Here is a 15,817-nt window from a genome sequence, read left to right on the forward strand (position 1 = left end):
AGAAAGATGAAGGAAAAACAGCAACTTAGTGTTCTTAAATTGGAGGCACGATGGGGCTGGACAGGTAAAAAAACTTAGGAACATACTTAACGGCATGCCCGCGTCCGCTGCCCTTGGTGGTAACGTGGAAATGACATTGAATGCCTCTTTGGCATCATTAAAGGAATATCCCTGGCCTGTGAAACGGAAGGATGTTCCACGAAAGTGGATCGTCGCGTGCCCGCGGCGATGAAATAAAACGGCAAAACAACAACAAAGTGGAGAGCTTAAATGTTGAAGCCCGTTCGTACCCTCGTCACCGCCTCCTTGCTGCTGGCAGGTAGTGCCGTCAGCGCCGCGGAGACGGTGAAACTCGCTTTGATCGACCCGCTAACCGGCCCTATGGCCGCCGCCGGCCAGCCGGCGTTCGAGCACCTCAAGCTTGAAGCTGAACGTATCAACGCCAATGGCGGCCTGAATGGCGCCAAATTGGAAATCGTTGGCCTGGATAACAAGGTCAACCCGCAGGAGAGCCTGGTACAACTGCAGAAGGCCATCAACGATGGCGTCCAACTGGTGACCCAGGGTAACGGTTCCTCCGTTGCGTCCGCGCTGATTACTTCCGTGGAGAAACACAACCGCCGTAACCCGGGCAAGGAAGTGTTGTATCTGAACTACGCGGCGGTGGACCCGGCTTTCACCAATGAGCGCTGTTCCTACTGGCATTTCCGTTTCGACGCCAACGCGGACATGAAGATGAACGCGCTGACCAACTACATCGCCAACAATGAAGATATCCACAAAGTCTATCTGATCAACCAGGACTACAGCTTCGGTCATGCGGTTTCCAAGTCCGCCCAGGAAATGCTGAAGCAGAAGCGTCCGGATATCGAAATCGTTGGCAATGACTTCCACCCGCTGGCCAAGGTCAAGGACTTCACTCCGTATGTGTCCAAGATTCAGGCTTCCGGCGCCGACGCGGTGATTTCAGGCAACTGGGGGCAGGACATCACCCTGCTGGTGAAAGCGGCCGCCGAATTCGGTCTGAAAGCGCCGTTTTACACCTACTACGGTGCGAGCTCCGGCGTGGTGACCCAGTTGGGTGACAAGGGCGTGGACCGGATCTATCAAATCAACGAGTACTACGGTGATTTCGAAGATCCGGAGATGGCCAAGCGTCAAGTGGAGATGTACGAGAAAACCAATTGGGATTTCTACTATCTGCGGTTGAGCACCATGCTCGACATGCTCAAGGCCGCCGCTGACAAAGCCGGCTCCACCGATCCGAAGGATCTGGCCAAGGCGTTGGAAGGCCTGAGCATTGAAACTCCCACCGGTGAAGTGACCATGCGGGCCGAGGATCACCAGATCCAGTTGCCGATGTTCATTTCGGTGATGAAAGACGGCATGAAGTACGGCGCGGAAGGCACGGACTACAACTTCCACAAGGTCGCGGAGATTGCTCGTGACGACGTGACCCTGCCCACCACTTGCCGCATGCGCCGTCCCAACTAAAGGCGGCCATGACTCCTTGTTGATGCAGTAAGGGCAGCGGAGATTCCGCTGCCCCGGGAGCCTGCTCATGCTCGAAATTATCCTCTTTTCCCTGCTGAACGGTATTTTGTACGGTCTTTTGCTGTTCATGCTGTCCAGTGGCCTCACCCTGATCTTCTCCATGATGGGGGTGCTTAACTTCGCCCATGCCAGTTTCTATATGCTGGGTGCCTATTTTGCTTACACCCTGGGCATGCATACCGGGTTCTGGGCGGCTCTTATCCTGGCCCCCATCCTGGTGGGCGCGGTAGGTAGTCTGGTGGAGCGTTTCGGTCTGCGCCGGGTGCACGCCAACGGCCACGTGGCGGAGCTGCTTTTTACCTTCGGTCTGGCCTATGTCATCGACGAACTGGTGCAACTCACCTGGGGCACGGTGGCGGTGCCATACCGCGAGCCGGACTATTTGCGTGAGCCCCTGTTCACCCTGTTCGGTACCGACTACTCCATTTTCCGTGGCGTGGTCATCCTGATTTCCATTTTGATGTTCGTGGCGCTGTGGTACTTGCTGAAGAAAACCCGGGTCGGCATGATGATCCGCGCCGCCCTGACCCATGGCGCCATGGTCGGCCATCTGGGGCATAACGTACCGCGGCTGTTCATGTTGGTGTTCGGTTTCGGCTGCGCCCTGGCCGGGCTCGCCGGGGTGATCGGTGGCCCTCTGCTGGCCACGGAACCGGGCATGGCGGCCACTCTGGGACCGATTGTGTTCGTGGTGGTCGTGGTGGGCGGTATGGGCTCGTTGCCCGGTGCCTTCTATGCCTCTTTGCTGATCGGTCTGCTGCAGACCTTCTTCGTGGCTATCGATGCCTCCGTCGCCGACATCCTCGGCATTTTCGGATTGCAGATCGACCCGTACGGCGAAGTGGCGCGTATCACCCTGGCCAACCTGGCTCCGATGACACCATTCATTCTGCTGGTGCTGATGCTGATCTTCCGGCCCCGCGGTCTGATGGGAGAGCTTGAACCATGAGTGACGACATGACTGCTACCATGACCCGCTCCAATCAACGTTTTGCCCTGCGCGGGCTGGTGCCGTGGCTGGTATTCGCCGCGGTGCTGTTGATCCTGCCTTTCATCTTTACCGATGGCTTCAGCTTCACGCTGATGAACGCCATCGGCATCAATATCGTCTTCGCCCTGTCGTACAATATGCTGTTGGGCCAGGGCGGCATGCTGTCCTTTGGTCACGCGGTGTTTTTTGGTCTGGGCAGCTACGCCGCCATGCACGCGATGATCGCCATCGACGACGCCTCCTATGCCGGCGAAGGCTTCTGGGCGCATGTGCCGGTGGTCGCCATGCCGCTGATCGGCATGATCGGCGGCGGCCTGGTGGCGCTGGTGTTGGGCTGGCCGTTCTGCCGCCGCGCTGGTACCGCCTTCGCCATGATTACGCTCGGGCTCGGCGAGATGATCGCCGCCGCTGGTCAGATGTTCCCTTCGGTGTTCGGCGGCGAAGCGGGTATCTATGGCAATCGCATGGTCGGACCGCAATGGTTCGGTCTGGAGTTGGCGCAGGCGGCGGACGTGTATTGGTTCATCGCATTCTGGACCTTCGCCGGCGTATTGGCCATGTGGGCATTCACCCGCACGCCTCTGGGGCGCTTGTCCAACGCCGTGCGTGATAACGCCGATCGTTTGCAGTTCATCGGTTACCAGCCACGTAACATTCGCTTTCTGGTATTCATCGCATCCGGCTCCTTTGGCGGGCTGGCTGGCGGCATGGCGGCGGTGAACTACGAGATCATCACGCCGGAATCGCTGGGCCTGATTCCCTCTGGCCTGGCGTTGCTGATGGCCGCGGTGGGTGGTCTGGGTGTGTTTTATGGTCCGATCGTCGGTGCGGTGCTGGTGACGCTGATGAACTCATTGCTGAGCGATTACTCGGATGCCTCCATTTTGTATGTGGGACTGATCTTCCTGTCCATCGTGATGTTCGCCCCGCGTGGTCTGGGCGGCGGTATCGAGCATGTGCGGACCGCTTATCGTGAAGGCAGCCTGGCGCGGCGTCTGCCTGGCTGGCTCGGAGGCGCCGCGGCGGTGCTGTTGATCGCCCTGGGCCTGATTATCGTCATCGAAATGCTGTTCGCCGGCCATGGCGGCGGCGATACCGTGGACGTCTTCGGCATCCAGTTCCAGGCCGGTGGTGCCACTGGCTGGCTGACCGGCGTGGTGGCCCTGGTGGTCGGTGTGCTGGTAATGCGAGCGACCAGGAAAAATCGGGAGGTGAACGCATGAGCGCCTTGAATATCAAGGGGTTGAAGAAGCAGTTCGGCCCCGCGGAAGTCATCTGTGGCGTGGATCTGGTGGTGGAAAAGAACGAGGTTCACGCTGTGATCGGCCCCAACGGGGCCGGTAAATCCACGTTCTTCAATCTGCTTTCCGGCGCTTTTCCTCCGACCAGCGGGGAAATCCAGTTGTACGGTGAACGTATCGACGGTCTGTCGCCGGAGAAGATCCAGCAACGAGGGCTGTCCCGTTCCTTCCAGGTCAGCAACGTGTTCGGCAATCTCAGTGTGTTCGAGAACCTGCGCTGCGCCTGCTTCAAGCAAAGCCGTGCCGGTTACGTGTTCTGGCGTTCGGCGGCGCGGGTGCGCGAAGCCAATCGGCGTGCCGAGGAAGTGCTGGAGATGATCGGCTTGCAGGCGCTGCGTGATGTACCGGCGGGTTCTTTGCCGTATGCCAGCCAGCGTGCCCTGGAAATCGGTATGACCATTGCCTGCGACGCACCGGTGGTGCTGCTGGATGAGCCCACGGCGGGCATGAGCAACACCGAGACCGCCCAGGCCATCAAGCTGATTCGCCAGGTGGCCGAAGGCCGGACCCTGATGATCGTGGAGCACGATATGGGGGTGGTGTTCGAGCTGGCCGACCGTATTTCGGTACTGGTGTACGGCAAGATCATCGCCACCGGCAAACCGGAGGATATTCGCAATGATCCGAAGGTGCGGGAAGCTTATCTCGGCGAGGAGGCGGCATGATGCTGGAAGTGAACGATTTGCACGCCTACTACGGCAAAAGTCACATTCTCAATGGGGTGAATTTCCATCTCAACGAAGGCGAAGTGGTTTCACTGCTGGGACGTAACGGGGTGGGGCGATCCACCACGGTGAAGTCGATCATGGGTGAAGTGCCGCCGCAGGGATCGATCCGTTTCCGTGGCAAGGAAATCGCCGGATTGCCCAGCCATGCCATCGCCCGGCGTGGGTTGGGGTATGTGCCGGAAGACCGGGATATTTTTCCCACCCTGACGGTGCGCCAGAACCTGGAATTGGGCATCAAGAATCCGAGAAAGCCCGGTAAGTGGAAAGTCCAGCAGATGCTGGACATGTTCCCCAACCTGGCCCGCCGCGCGGAGTCTCCGGCCGGGGTGCTCTCCGGCGGCGAAAAGCAGATGCTGACCATGTGCCGGACCCTGATGGGCGATCCGGAACTGATGATGATCGACGAACCCACCGAAGGGCTGGCGCCGTTGATCGTCAAACAGATCGGTGAACTGATCAGTGACATCGCCAACGCCGGTGTGTCCATTCTGCTGGTGGAACAGAAGCTCTCCATCGCCATGGACATTTCACACCGGGTGCTGGTAATGGGCCATGGCCAGATCGTATTCGAGGGCACGCCGGAAGAGCTGCGTGCTGACGATGCGATCCGCAAGGAGTGGCTTGAAGTGTGAATTCCGGTGGCGGCCCTGGCCGCCATCGCTACTCTTTACGCATTCCATTGAGCAATGAGCTGACCCGTCCTCTGGACGGGTTTTTTTGTCACGGTTCAGAGAAAAAGGATTGCCTTCTTCTTGATCGGCTGAAACCGCCACGGACGGCGGCCATAAAAAAACCGCACCAGCGGCCCTCATGATGTGGTCGTGCCCGGGGAAGGGTACCCAGGAGAGGGTAGGGGCACGGCCAACGCGGACGGCCGGTTGGGAGGCCGTCCAGGCTGGTGCGGTAAAACCGGGAATCCGGCGGACGGGGAAGACCGCCGGATGATTATCGCGAGGGCAGGATCAGAATACTTCGAACAGACCAGCGCCACCCATGCCGCCGCCGATGCACATGCTCACCACCACGTACTTGGCGCCGCGACGCTTACCTTCGATCAGCGCGTGGCCGACCATGCGAGCCCCGGACATGCCGTAGGGGTGACCGATGGAGATAGCGCCGCCATTGACGTTGTACTTCTCCGGGTCGATGCCGAGCTCGTCACGGCAGTAGAGGCACTGGCTGGCGAAGGCTTCGTTCAGTTCCCACAGACCAATGTCATCGACTTTCAGCCCGAAGCGTTGCAGCAGTTTGGGAATGGCGAACACCGGACCAATGCCCATTTCGTCCGGGTCACAGCCGGCCACGGCCATGCCACGGTAAGCGCCCAGCGGCTGCAGGCCGAGACGCTCGGCTTCCTTGGCTTCCATCAGCACGCTGGCGCTGGCGCCGTCGGACAGCTGGGAGGCGTTACCGGCGGTGATGAAGCGGCCCTCTTTCACTTGCTGGCCGTCCTTGAACACCGGCTGCAGTTTCTGCAGGTCTTCGAGTTTGGTTTGCGGACGGTTGCCTTCGTCCTTGGACAGGGTCACTTCCTGGTCGGAAACCTCTTTGGTCTCCTTGTTCATGACCTTCATGATGGTGGTCATGGGAGCGATTTCGTCGTCGAACTTGCCGGCTTCCTGGGCGGCGGCGGTGCGCATCTGGGACTGATAAGCGTATTCGTCCTGGGCTTCACGGGAAACGTTGTAGCGGTCAGCAACCAGCTCGGCGGTTTCCAGCATGCTGATGTAGATGTCCGGACGATGTTCTCTCAGCCACGGATCGGCGGCGCGGAAAGTGTTCATCTTGTCATTCTGCACCAGGGAGATGGACTCCAGGCCACCGGCCACGGCCACGTCCATGTTATCGACGATGATTTGCTTGGCGGCGGTGGCGATGGACATCAGGCCGGAAGAGCACTGACGGTCCATGGTCATGGCGGAAACGGAAGTCGGCAGGCCGGCGCGCAGGGCACACTGACGAGCGGTGTTGCCGCCGCTGCTGCCTTGCTGCAGGGCGGCGCCCATGATCACGTCCTGGATGGTTTCCGGATCGATCTTGGCGCGCTCGACGGCGTGCTTGATGGCGTGTCCACCCAGGGCCTGGGCCTGGGTATCGTTGAAGGCACCCCGGTAGGCTTTGCCGATGGGGGTACGAGCGGTGGAAACAATGACAGCTTCTCTCATGATGGGCCTCGTTGCTCAAATAAAAGGGGGTTCAGATTAGCCCAGTTTAATGCCTTTGGCCTGGGCGGCTTTGGTCAGGATCTTGGAGACATGTTCGCCGCCGTTGTGCATTTCACGGGCGTTGCTCATGTCTGCGAGTTCCTCGAAATGGGCGGCGATGGCGTCCGGCGTGCGCTCGCCTTCCTGCAGATAGATACCTTCGCTCTCCATCAGACGCACGGTGGCGTAACAGCCGGCGCCGGCCAGCAGGATGCGACGGTTGGGGGCCTGGTCGCTGGCCAGGAACAATACCGCGGGAGTGATCTCGCTGGGTTCCAGCAGGGCCAGCACTTCCTTGGGCATCAGATCCTCGGTCATGCGGGTGGCGGCGGTGGGAGCCACGCAGTTGATCTTGATGTCGTACTTCTCGCCTTCCAGACAGAGGGTGTTCATCATTCCGGCCACGCCCATCTTGGCGGCGCCGTAGTTGGTCTGGCCGAAGTTGCCATACAGACCGGAGGTGGACGTGGTCATGATCACCCGGCCGTAGCCTTGTTCACGCATCACCGGCCAGACAGCGCGGGTGCAGATGGCGGAGCCGGTAAGGTGCACGGCGATCACTTTGTCCCAGTCGCTCATCTCCATCTTGGCGAAGCTTTTGTCGCGCAGGATGCCGGCGTTGTTGACCAGAATGTCGATGCGGCCCCACTGATCCAGGGTCTGCTGGACCATGGCCTGCACCTGCTCCTGATTGGATACGTCGGCACCGTTGGCAATGGCTTCACCGCCGGCTTCGATGATTTCCGCCACGACTTTTTCCGCGGCCTCGCTGGAGCCACCAGTGCCGTCGCGGGCGCCGCCAAAATCATTGACCACCACCTTGGCGCCCAGCCGGGCCAGTTCCAGAGCGTGGGAACGGCCCAGGCCGTTGGCGGCACCGGTGACGATCGCCACCCGGCCTTCGAAATTAATGCTCATCGATGTTCTCCTGATTTTTCTTCGCGCACCGGATTAACCGCGGTGCTTAACCCAATACCACCAGGCTCAGCCATTCGCAGGCGATGGCGGGCTTGTCCACGCCGTCGATCTCCACGGAGATGGCATAGCGGATCAACAGCTGGTTGTCGCCCCGGGGTTCCACCTGGGCCAGCTTGAAGTGACCGCGCACCTGGGAGCCGGAGCGTACCGGGTTGAGAAAACGAATCTTGTCGAACCCGTAGTTGATGCCCATCACCGTGCCTTGCACGCCGGGCACCACGTCCATGGCCATGGCGGAAAGCAGGGACAGGCTCAGAAAACCGTGGGCGATGGTGCCGCCGAAAGGCGTTTCCTTGGCGGCCCGCTCCGGATCGATGTGAATCCACTGCGGATCCTCGGTGAGGTCGGCGAATTGATCGATGCGTTCCTGGGATACCGGAAACCAACGGGAGGTGCCCAGATCCTCACCCACCTTGGCCCGCAGTTGTTCGACGCTGAGTTTGTTGTTGAACATATTATTGTCTCCTGATCGTCACTGAAGGAGCGGGCGGGCCCGCTCCGGTCCGGGCTCAATAACCGCCGAGTGTGGCGAAGCGGTCGGCGCAGAAGTTGGCGTCACCGAGGGTTTCGCCACCGGCGCGGGCGCGCTTGAGGAAGAAGCCGATATCGAACTCGTCGGTCATGCCGATACCACCATGCATCTGCACGCCTTCCTGACCGGCCAGCAGGGCGGTGCGGGCGGCCTTGCCCTTGGCGGCGAACACTTGGGCGTCGGCATCGTCGGCGTTGTTATCGCAGGCATCCAGGGCCTGCAGCGCCAGCGCTTCGGTCATGGTGACATCGATCATCAACTGCGCGGCACGATGCTGCAATGCCTGGAAAGTACCGATCAGGCGGCCAAACTGTTTGCGTTCCTTGAGGTAGCCCAGGGTGCGCTCGAACACCTCCCGGGACAAGCCCGCCAGTTCCGCGGCCAGTACCGCGCGGCCGGCGCGCAGAGCGGCCTGCAAAGCGGCGGCGCCGTCGGCCATGGGTTCCGCTTCGACGTTGTCGAACTGGATGCGGGCGGCGTTACGATTGTCGGCCATGATGGTCCGTTCGATGGTAACGCCGGACGCTTTCGGATCCACCAGGTAGAGGGCGCTGTCGCTGCCGTCGGTGGCGGCGACCAGCAGCAGGTCGGCCACATGGCCGTCCAGGACCAGCAGTTTGTCGCCGCTGATCTTGCCGCCTTCATAGCGGGTGTTCAGGCTGTCGGGACGGTGTTTGGCGCCTTCGTCCACGGCCAGAGCCACCAGCGCGGTGCCTTCGGCGATGGCCGGCAGCCATTTGCTTTGCTGCTCGGCGGTGGCGCCGGTGCTCAGGGCGGTGGCGCCCAGGACCGCGGTGGACAGGAACGGGGTCACCGAGAGGTTGCGGCCGATTTCCTGGGCCACCAGGCCGGCGCCGACCAGGCCAAAGGCGATGCCGCCCTGTTCCTCGGGCACCAGAATGCCGGTCAGGCCGGCTTCCACCATGGCCTGCCACAGCGGTTGGTCATAGCCTTTCTCGTCGCGGCTGTCACGCAGTTCGCGCAGGCGGGACACCGGGCCTTTGTCGGCCATCAGCCGGGCCACGGAGTCCTGGAGCATCTGTTGTTCGTCGTTCAGTCTCATATTCTTTACTCCCAGAAAAGGGGCTCCTTAAGCGTCCGGCAGACCCAGTACCCGTTTGGAAACGATGCCCAGCATCACCTCGGAGGTACCGCCTTCGATGGAGTTACCCTTGGAGCGCAGCCACTCACTGGCGAACATGCCGCCCTGGGTGCGCTCGCTTTCCCATTCCAGCCCTTCGGCGCCCATGGCGTCCATCATCAGCTCATAGCGGCGCTTGTTGAGTTCGGTGCCGTAGTATTTGAGTACCGCGGACAAGGCACCGACCCCTTCGCCGGCTTCCGCTTCCGCACGCACCTTGGCGACCAGGGCGCGGAACGCCATGTGGTCGGTTTCCAGGCGGGCGATGTCGGCGCGCAGGGCGCTGTCCGCCAGCTTGCCGTTCTCGGTGCCCACGTGCTCGGCGGCCAGCGGCCCCAGGGCACGGCCTTTCAGGTAGCCCGGCGGCTCACCGCCGATGTTGTTGCGCTCGTGGGTCAGCAGGTATTTGGCCACATCCCAGCCACGATTCAGTTCACCGACCACCGCGTCTTTTTCCACTTTGACGTCGTCAAAGAAGGTTTCGCAGAACGGTGATTCGCCGGAGATCAGCTCGATCGGGCGAGTGGTCACGCCCGGGGTTTCCATGTCGAACAGCACAAAGGAAATGCCGTTGTGTTTGGTGGCGTTGGGGTCGGTGCGCACCAGGCAGAAAATCCAATCCGCTTTGTCCGCGTAGGAGGTCCAGATCTTCTGGCCGTTGACCAGGAAATGGTCGCCTTTGTCTTCGGCGCGGGTTTGCAGGCTGGCCAGGTCGGAACCGGCATTCGGTTCGGAATAACCCTGGCACCAGCGGATTTCGCCGCGGCAGATCGGCGGCAGATGTTTGCGCTTGAGTTCGTCGCTACCGAACTTCAGCAGAGCCGGGCCAAGCATCCAGAAACCGAAGTTGCTCACCGGCGAACGCGCATTGATGCGCTTCATTTCTTCATCGAGGATCGCCGCCTGTTCCGGCGTCAGACCACCGCCGCCATACTCTTGCGGCCATTGTGGCGCGGTCCAGCCTTTCTCGGCCATCCGCTCCATCCAGACGCGCTGGGCGTCGGATTGGAATTGCCATTTGCGACCGCCCCAGCAGTGGTCCTCGGGGCCGCGTACGGGTTGGCGCATTTCTTCGGGACAGTTGGCTTGCAACCATTCCCGGGTTTCCGCACGGAACTGTTCAAGGTCCGACACCGTCCACCTCCTCTTTTGAAATAGTTTTTCATTTATGGACACGGCCGGAAGTATGTGAGGCGGGGTGTGGAGCGTCCAGTGTGAAAAACGCCATTGGCAAAGGCAGTTGTGTCATTGGTGAAAAGCGACATGCCGCCCGATGGAGGCGGGAGGGCGTATTTAAAGGCCTCAACGCCAAGTGAGCGTAGACCTTAGGCCAATGCAAAGATTGGAACGAATAGGCCATAATGTCCGTTTTCGCCAATAATATGTCGGTCCTCACCGGCTGTGGCAGAATGAGGCCTTTCCAACGCCCCAATAGGGAATAACCAGAACCATGACGGACATCGACCTCACCGCGAGCCCCCGCGATACCATCCTGGATGCCGCCGCGCGCTGCTTCATGGATCGTGGCTTCAACGCCACCAGCATTGACGACATCGCCAGTCGCCTGGGCGCCACCAAAGGCATGGTGTATCACTACTTTTCCTCTAAAGCGGATCTGTTCTTCGAGATCCATCAGATCGGCATGGATGCGCTGTTCAAGGCCGTGGAGCCCTTGTCCGAGGGCACGGATGACGCCGTGAGCAAACTGCGGGCCATGAGTGCGGCCCATGTCCATTCCCTGATTCAGACCCAGCATTACCAGCGTGCGGTGGCTGAAGGTGTGCAAATGCATTTGCGTATCAGCACCACCCGCGCCCAGAGAGCCCAACTGACCCGTCTGCAGAACCGCCGCCGCCGTTATGAACAAATGTTCCTGGAGGTGCTGGAGCAGGGCATCGGCGAAGGCAAATTACGGGCGGAGCAGCCGCGCATTGCCATCAAGCCCCTGTTCGGCGCGCTCAACTCGGTGATCAATTGGTACCAGCCACGCCGGGAAAGCGGGCCGGGGGCGCGTGACGAGGTCGTCGAGGAAGTGGTGCGGGTGGCCCTGGCCGGCGTCGTGGTGCCGGGTAAGGGATAGCCTGCTGACTTCGCGGCCAAGGCCGCTTCCCACAGAGGGCACTACGGAGTCGCTGTGGGAAGCGGCCTTGGCCGCGAATGGGAGGGTGCCGGCGTTACTTCTTCAGGAACCGGTCAAAAATGGCGCGTGTCTCGTCGCTGAACAGACGGTCGGCGAACAGCACGGTTTCCCGTTTGATTTGTTCACGGATGGCATCAGCGCCATGGCGGGTCAGTTGCTTGGTGTACTGCATTGCCTGCGGTGGCTTGGCCGCTACCTTCTTGCCCAGTTCCAGAGCGCGCTCGCGCAGTTCCTCATCACTCACCCGGTAGGCGATCAGGCCCATGCGTTCGGCTTCCTCGGCGGTCAGGGTGTCGCCGGCGATGAGCAGACGATTGGCGTTCTGGCGGCCCAACAGGCCCGGAAGAATCAGGCTGGAACCGGCCTCCGGCACCAGGCCCAGATTAATGAAGGCAGTATAGAAACGGGCGCTGTCGGCGGCCAGTACCAGGTCGCAATGCAGCAGCAGAGTAGTGCCGATACCGGTGCAGTTGCCTTGTACGGCGGCCAGCACGGGCTTGTCCAGATCGATCAGGCGGTGCACCACTTCCATGGCGGGACTGATCTTGCCGTTCTTGCGGGATTCCGGGTCGGCGTTGAGAAAGTCACCGATGTCGTTGCCAGCACAGAAGGAGCGGCCGTCACCGTCGATCAACAGCGCGTTGAGGTCATCACGGTCACGGAAATGGTCCACGGCGCGGGCCAGATCCCGGTACATTTCGGCGGTGAGCGCGTTCAGTTTGTCGGCGCGATCCAGGGTGACCTGCATCAGGGCGTCGTGTTCGGTAACGCGGATGTGGCCGCTTTTCAGTTCCAGTGAACTCATTTCGGTCTCCCGGTTGGCATCATTTGTGTGGGGCAGGGCTTGGGAAAATATCGGAATTCGGTTTCGTTTTGCAACAGAAAAGAGCGCTAGCATGCAACACGCCGGCACGCTGGCACGCAAATGAGGGGATGACCTGTCTGTCGCGCTGATGTTGATCTCAGCGGGGGTTGACAGGTAGTGAGGCCTGGCAACGCTATTATTGGCGTGCAAGCGTGTTGGTGCCTTCCATGCATCAAACTAATGCGCTGGAATTCAAAATATCAATTTCACTAACTTTCCCCCCTGTTCTAGGCTGTGACCATCATTTGCTCACAGGCAGAGTTGTTACATGGCCCGTTTCTATCTCATCCGGCATGGTCAGGCGTCCTTCGGCGCGGCGAATTATGACAAGCTCTCTGATCTGGGACACCAGCAATCCCGCTGGCTGGGTGAGTATTTCCGCGAGCGGGGCGTGCGCTTCGATGCCCTGATCAGTGGCGATCTGGTACGCCACGTGGAAACCGGCGCCGGTATCTGCGAAGGGCTGGGGCAGGACCTGCCCACCGACCGGCAACCCGGCCTCAATGAATTCCAGTTCCATGCCCTGGTGGATGCCTATCTCAGCGCCTACCCGGATCAAATGCCGGAGCCCGGTGCGCCGGTCGCCGCCTTTTACCGCCTGCTCAAACGGGCCATGGTGGAATGGCGGGAACAACGTCTGAGCGGCAATTTGCCGGAGACTTGGCGTGAATTCTCCGATCGCGTGGCCGCCGCCATGACTCACCTGCAGGGCCGTTATAGCGATCACGAGCGAGTGCTGGTGGTCAGCTCCGGCGGCGCCATCGCCATGTGGATGCATCATTTGCTCAGAACCGCTGACGAGACCGTGGTGGAGCTGAATCTGCAAATACGTAACACCAGCGTCACGGAAGGGTTCTTCAACCAGAAGGCGTTTCGCCTGTCCGCGTTCAATCAGGTTCCGCACCTGGATCGCGAAGACCGGCAGGACGCCGTCACCTATACCTGATCCGGCCCCGCCGGTGATGACAAACACGCCGTAATCAGTGACACGGGGTGCCAACCCCCGGGGAGAGAGAAATGAACTTCGAGTATTCCGATAAGGTTAAGGAACTGATCGTCCAGGTGCGCGACTTCATCGACAATGAAGTGGTGCCGGCGGAACCGACCTATGAAGAGCAACTGGCGAAAAATCCCTGGGAAACGCCGCCGGTGCTGGATCAACTGAAAGAGAAAGCCAAGGCGAAAGGGCTGTGGAACCTGTTCCTGCCCCGGGAGCACGGTGATTTCACCGCCGGCCTGACCAACCTGGAATACGCGCCGCTGGCCGAACTGATGGGGCGCCACCACATCGCTTCCGAGGCGTTCAACTGCGCCGCGCCGGACACCGGCAATATGGAAGTGCTGGCCAAGTACGGTAACGCCCAGCAGCAGGAGCAATGGCTGAAACCGCTGCTGGAAGGCAAGATCCGTTCCGCCTTCGCCATGACCGAGCCGGAAGTGGCCTCTTCCGACGCCACCAATATCGAGACCTCGATTACCCGCGATGGCGACGATTACCTCATCAACGGCCGCAAATTCTACATCAGCGGCGCCATGCGCAAGTCCTGCGAAATCATGATCGTGATGGGCAAGACCGATCCGGACAACCCCAACCGCCACCAGCAGCAGTCGCAGATTCTGGTGCCCACCAACACCCCGGGTGTTACCGTTAAACGGGCGATGCAGGTGCTGGGCTCAGTGGACGCGCCGGAAGGTCACGCCGAAGTGATCTTCGAGAACGTGCGCGTGCCGAAAGAAAACATGATTCTGGGTGAAGGGCGTGGTTTCGAAATCGCCCAGGGCCGCCTCGGCCCGGGCCGGATTCACCACTGCATGCGTCTGATCGGCGCTTCCCAGCGCGCCCTGGAGCTGATGTGCAAGCGTGCCAACGAGCGCGTGGTGTTCGGTCAGCCGATGATCAAGCATGGTTCCGTGCGTGAGGACATCGCCAAGAGCGCCTGCGAGATCGAACAGGCTCGTCTGCTGACGCTGAAAGCGGCGGACGCCATGGATCGCTTCGGTAACAAGGAAGCGAAGGATCTGATCGCCATGATCAAGGTCATCGCTCCGAACATGGCGCTGCGAGTGATCGACCGGGCCATGCAGATTCACGGTGCCGTGGGTCTCAGCCAGGACACCCCGCTGGCCGGCTTCTTCGCCTACGCCCGTACCCTGCGTCTGGCCGACGGTCCGGATCAGGTGCATATGATGCAGTTGGGTCGTAACCTGGCCAAACAACTCGGCTGAAGCCGGATTTCCGGTTATCACTGAGTTACGCTGAATCAAACGCCGGCGGCGTCGCTTAGCGACGCTGCCGGCTTTTGCGTATCGGATTGTCGCCTTTGCTATAAGGAGGAATCGCATGTCCCAGGTGGATACCCTGGATACCCAACGTCTGGCGGACTATTTGCAACAGCATGTGGACGGGTTCAAAGGCCCGGTCACCGCGGAAAAATTCGCCGGCGGTCAATCCAATCCCACTTTTCGCATCAAGGCCGGTTCCGGCGAGTATGTACTGCGCCGGCAGCCACCGGGCAAGCTGCTCAAGTCCGCCCACGCGGTGGACCGGGAATACCGCGTGATGGAAGCGCTGAAGAACACCGAAGTGCCGGTGCCCAAGGTATTTCATCTGTGCGAGGACCGTGACGTGATCGGCTCCATGTTCTATCTGATGGAGTTCTGTGAAGGCCGGATCTTCTGGGACGCGGCGATTCCCGAAGTGGACAACGCCCAGCGTACCACTATGTACACTGAAATGAACCGCGTGCTGGCCGCTTTGCACAGTGTGGATCCGGCGGCGGTGGGGCTGGCCGATTACGGCAAGCCCGGCAATTATTTCGAGCGCCAGCTGGGCCGCTGGGGTAAGCAGTACCGGGCTTCCGAAACCCGTCGCATCGAAGCGATGGAGGAACTGATGACCTGGCTGGAAGCGAATCAGCCCGCCGATGACGGTCAGGTCTCGCTGGTGCACGGCGACTATCGTCTGGACAACATGATGTGGGCTCCCAAGGAAAGCCGCGTCATCGCGGTACTTGACTGGGAGCTGTCCACCCTGGGACACCCGCTGGCGGATCTGGCCTATCAGTGCATGCAGCTGCGCATGCCGCCGAAGAGCGGCAACCTGTCCGGCCTGCAGGGCAAGGATCGGGCGGCCCTGGGTATTCCCTCGGAAAAAGAGTATGTGGCGGCGTATTGCGAACGGCGCGGTATCGACGGCATCGACCATTGGGAATTCTATCTGGCGTTCAGTTTCTTCCGCCTGGCGGCGATTGCCCAGGGCGTGGCCAAGCGCGCTCTGGACGGTAACGCTTCCAGCAAAACCGCCGGGTGGGCCGCCCAAGTGGTGGAGCCGCTATCACAGATGGCCATGCAGGTGGTCCGCGAGGGCGCCTGAGATAGCAAAG

15 protein-coding genes are annotated in these 15,817 nt (G+C 60.6%); 9 read left to right on the top strand and 6 right to left on the bottom strand.

The features are described from left to right. The first annotated feature begins 270 nt into the window (after positions 1–270). The 5 genes from B5T_RS07905 to B5T_RS07925 all read left to right on the top strand — a co-directional run bounded on the left by B5T_RS07905 (position 271) and on the right by B5T_RS07925 (position 5,206). A complete protein-coding gene (locus B5T_RS07905) occupies positions 271–1,494 on the top strand; it encodes a branched-chain amino acid ABC transporter substrate-binding protein (protein WP_014993964.1) in 1,224 nt (407 codons plus the stop codon). Between the two features lie 67 nt (positions 1,495–1,561). After that, positions 1,562–2,503 (top strand): branched-chain amino acid ABC transporter permease, encoded by a 942-nt coding sequence (locus B5T_RS07910; RefSeq protein WP_014993965.1) that lies wholly within the window; start codon positions 1,562–1,564, stop codon positions 2,501–2,503. Continuing rightward, on the top strand, positions 2,500–3,768 hold the full coding sequence (locus B5T_RS07915) for a branched-chain amino acid ABC transporter permease (RefSeq protein ID WP_014993966.1): 1,269 nt from the start codon (positions 2,500–2,502) through the stop codon (positions 3,766–3,768). Before B5T_RS07910 ends, B5T_RS07915 begins: the two co-directional genes overlap by 4 nt. Beyond that, positions 3,765–4,511: an ABC transporter ATP-binding protein gene (locus B5T_RS07920; protein WP_014993967.1), complete on the top strand. Its 747-nt coding sequence runs from the start codon at positions 3,765–3,767 to the stop codon at positions 4,509–4,511. The genes B5T_RS07915 and B5T_RS07920 overlap by 4 nt, the downstream gene beginning before the upstream one ends. Beyond that, a complete protein-coding gene (locus B5T_RS07925) occupies positions 4,508–5,206 on the top strand; it encodes an ABC transporter ATP-binding protein (RefSeq protein ID WP_014993968.1) in 699 nt (232 codons plus the stop codon). The genes B5T_RS07920 and B5T_RS07925 overlap by 4 nt, the downstream gene beginning before the upstream one ends. A gap of 330 nt (positions 5,207–5,536) precedes the next feature. On the opposite strand, the gene B5T_RS07930 is transcribed toward B5T_RS07925, so the two are convergent. Genes B5T_RS07930 through B5T_RS07950 form a run of 5 tightly spaced genes read right to left on the bottom strand, consistent with a single transcriptional unit; the run spans position 5,537 to position 10,563 of the window. Next, the gene (locus tag B5T_RS07930; protein WP_014993969.1) at positions 5,537–6,739 is read right to left on the bottom strand and encodes an acetyl-CoA C-acyltransferase; all 1,203 of its coding nucleotides are present in this window, start codon (positions 6,737–6,739) and stop codon (positions 5,537–5,539) included. Positions 6,740–6,775: 36 nt separating this feature from the next. Beyond that, positions 6,776–7,696 (bottom strand): SDR family oxidoreductase, encoded by a 921-nt coding sequence (locus B5T_RS07935; RefSeq protein WP_014993970.1) that lies wholly within the window; start codon positions 7,694–7,696, stop codon positions 6,776–6,778. 46 nt (positions 7,697–7,742) lie between these two features. Further along, positions 7,743–8,210, bottom strand: a complete 468-nt coding sequence (locus B5T_RS07940) for a MaoC family dehydratase (protein WP_014993971.1) — start codon at positions 8,208–8,210, stop codon at positions 7,743–7,745. 55 nt (positions 8,211–8,265) lie between these two features. Continuing rightward, positions 8,266–9,351, bottom strand: coding sequence for an acyl-CoA dehydrogenase family protein (locus B5T_RS07945; RefSeq protein WP_014993972.1), 1,086 nt, complete (start codon positions 9,349–9,351; stop codon positions 8,266–8,268). Positions 9,352–9,378: 27 nt separating this feature from the next. Next, a complete protein-coding gene (locus B5T_RS07950) occupies positions 9,379–10,563 on the bottom strand; it encodes an acyl-CoA dehydrogenase family protein (RefSeq protein ID WP_014993973.1) in 1,185 nt (394 codons plus the stop codon). A gap of 316 nt (positions 10,564–10,879) precedes the next feature. On the opposite strand from B5T_RS07950, the gene B5T_RS07955 reads away from it, so the two are divergent. Then, positions 10,880–11,509: a TetR/AcrR family transcriptional regulator gene (locus B5T_RS07955; protein ID WP_014993974.1), complete on the top strand. Its 630-nt coding sequence runs from the start codon at positions 10,880–10,882 to the stop codon at positions 11,507–11,509. A 94-nt stretch (positions 11,510–11,603) separates the two neighbouring features. On the opposite strand, the gene B5T_RS07960 is transcribed toward B5T_RS07955, so the two are convergent. Further along, positions 11,604–12,374: an enoyl-CoA hydratase/isomerase family protein gene (locus B5T_RS07960; RefSeq protein ID WP_014993975.1), complete on the bottom strand. Its 771-nt coding sequence runs from the start codon at positions 12,372–12,374 to the stop codon at positions 11,604–11,606. 328 nt (positions 12,375–12,702) lie between these two features. On the opposite strand from B5T_RS07960, the gene B5T_RS07965 reads away from it, so the two are divergent. From B5T_RS07965 to B5T_RS07975, 3 genes are all read left to right on the top strand, one after another. After that, the gene (locus B5T_RS07965) at positions 12,703–13,380 is read left to right on the top strand and encodes a histidine phosphatase family protein (protein WP_014993976.1); all 678 of its coding nucleotides are present in this window, start codon (positions 12,703–12,705) and stop codon (positions 13,378–13,380) included. 71 nt (positions 13,381–13,451) lie between these two features. Continuing rightward, the gene (locus B5T_RS07970; protein WP_014993977.1) at positions 13,452–14,660 is read left to right on the top strand and encodes an acyl-CoA dehydrogenase family protein; all 1,209 of its coding nucleotides are present in this window, start codon (positions 13,452–13,454) and stop codon (positions 14,658–14,660) included. A 115-nt stretch (positions 14,661–14,775) separates the two neighbouring features. Next, positions 14,776–15,807: a phosphotransferase family protein gene (locus tag B5T_RS07975; RefSeq protein ID WP_014993978.1), complete on the top strand. Its 1,032-nt coding sequence runs from the start codon at positions 14,776–14,778 to the stop codon at positions 15,805–15,807. Positions 15,808–15,817 lie beyond the last annotated feature (10 nt).

This window comes from Alloalcanivorax dieselolei B5, from assembly GCF_000300005.1.
Taxonomy (GTDB): domain Bacteria; phylum Pseudomonadota; class Gammaproteobacteria; order Pseudomonadales; family Alcanivoracaceae; genus Alloalcanivorax; species Alloalcanivorax dieselolei.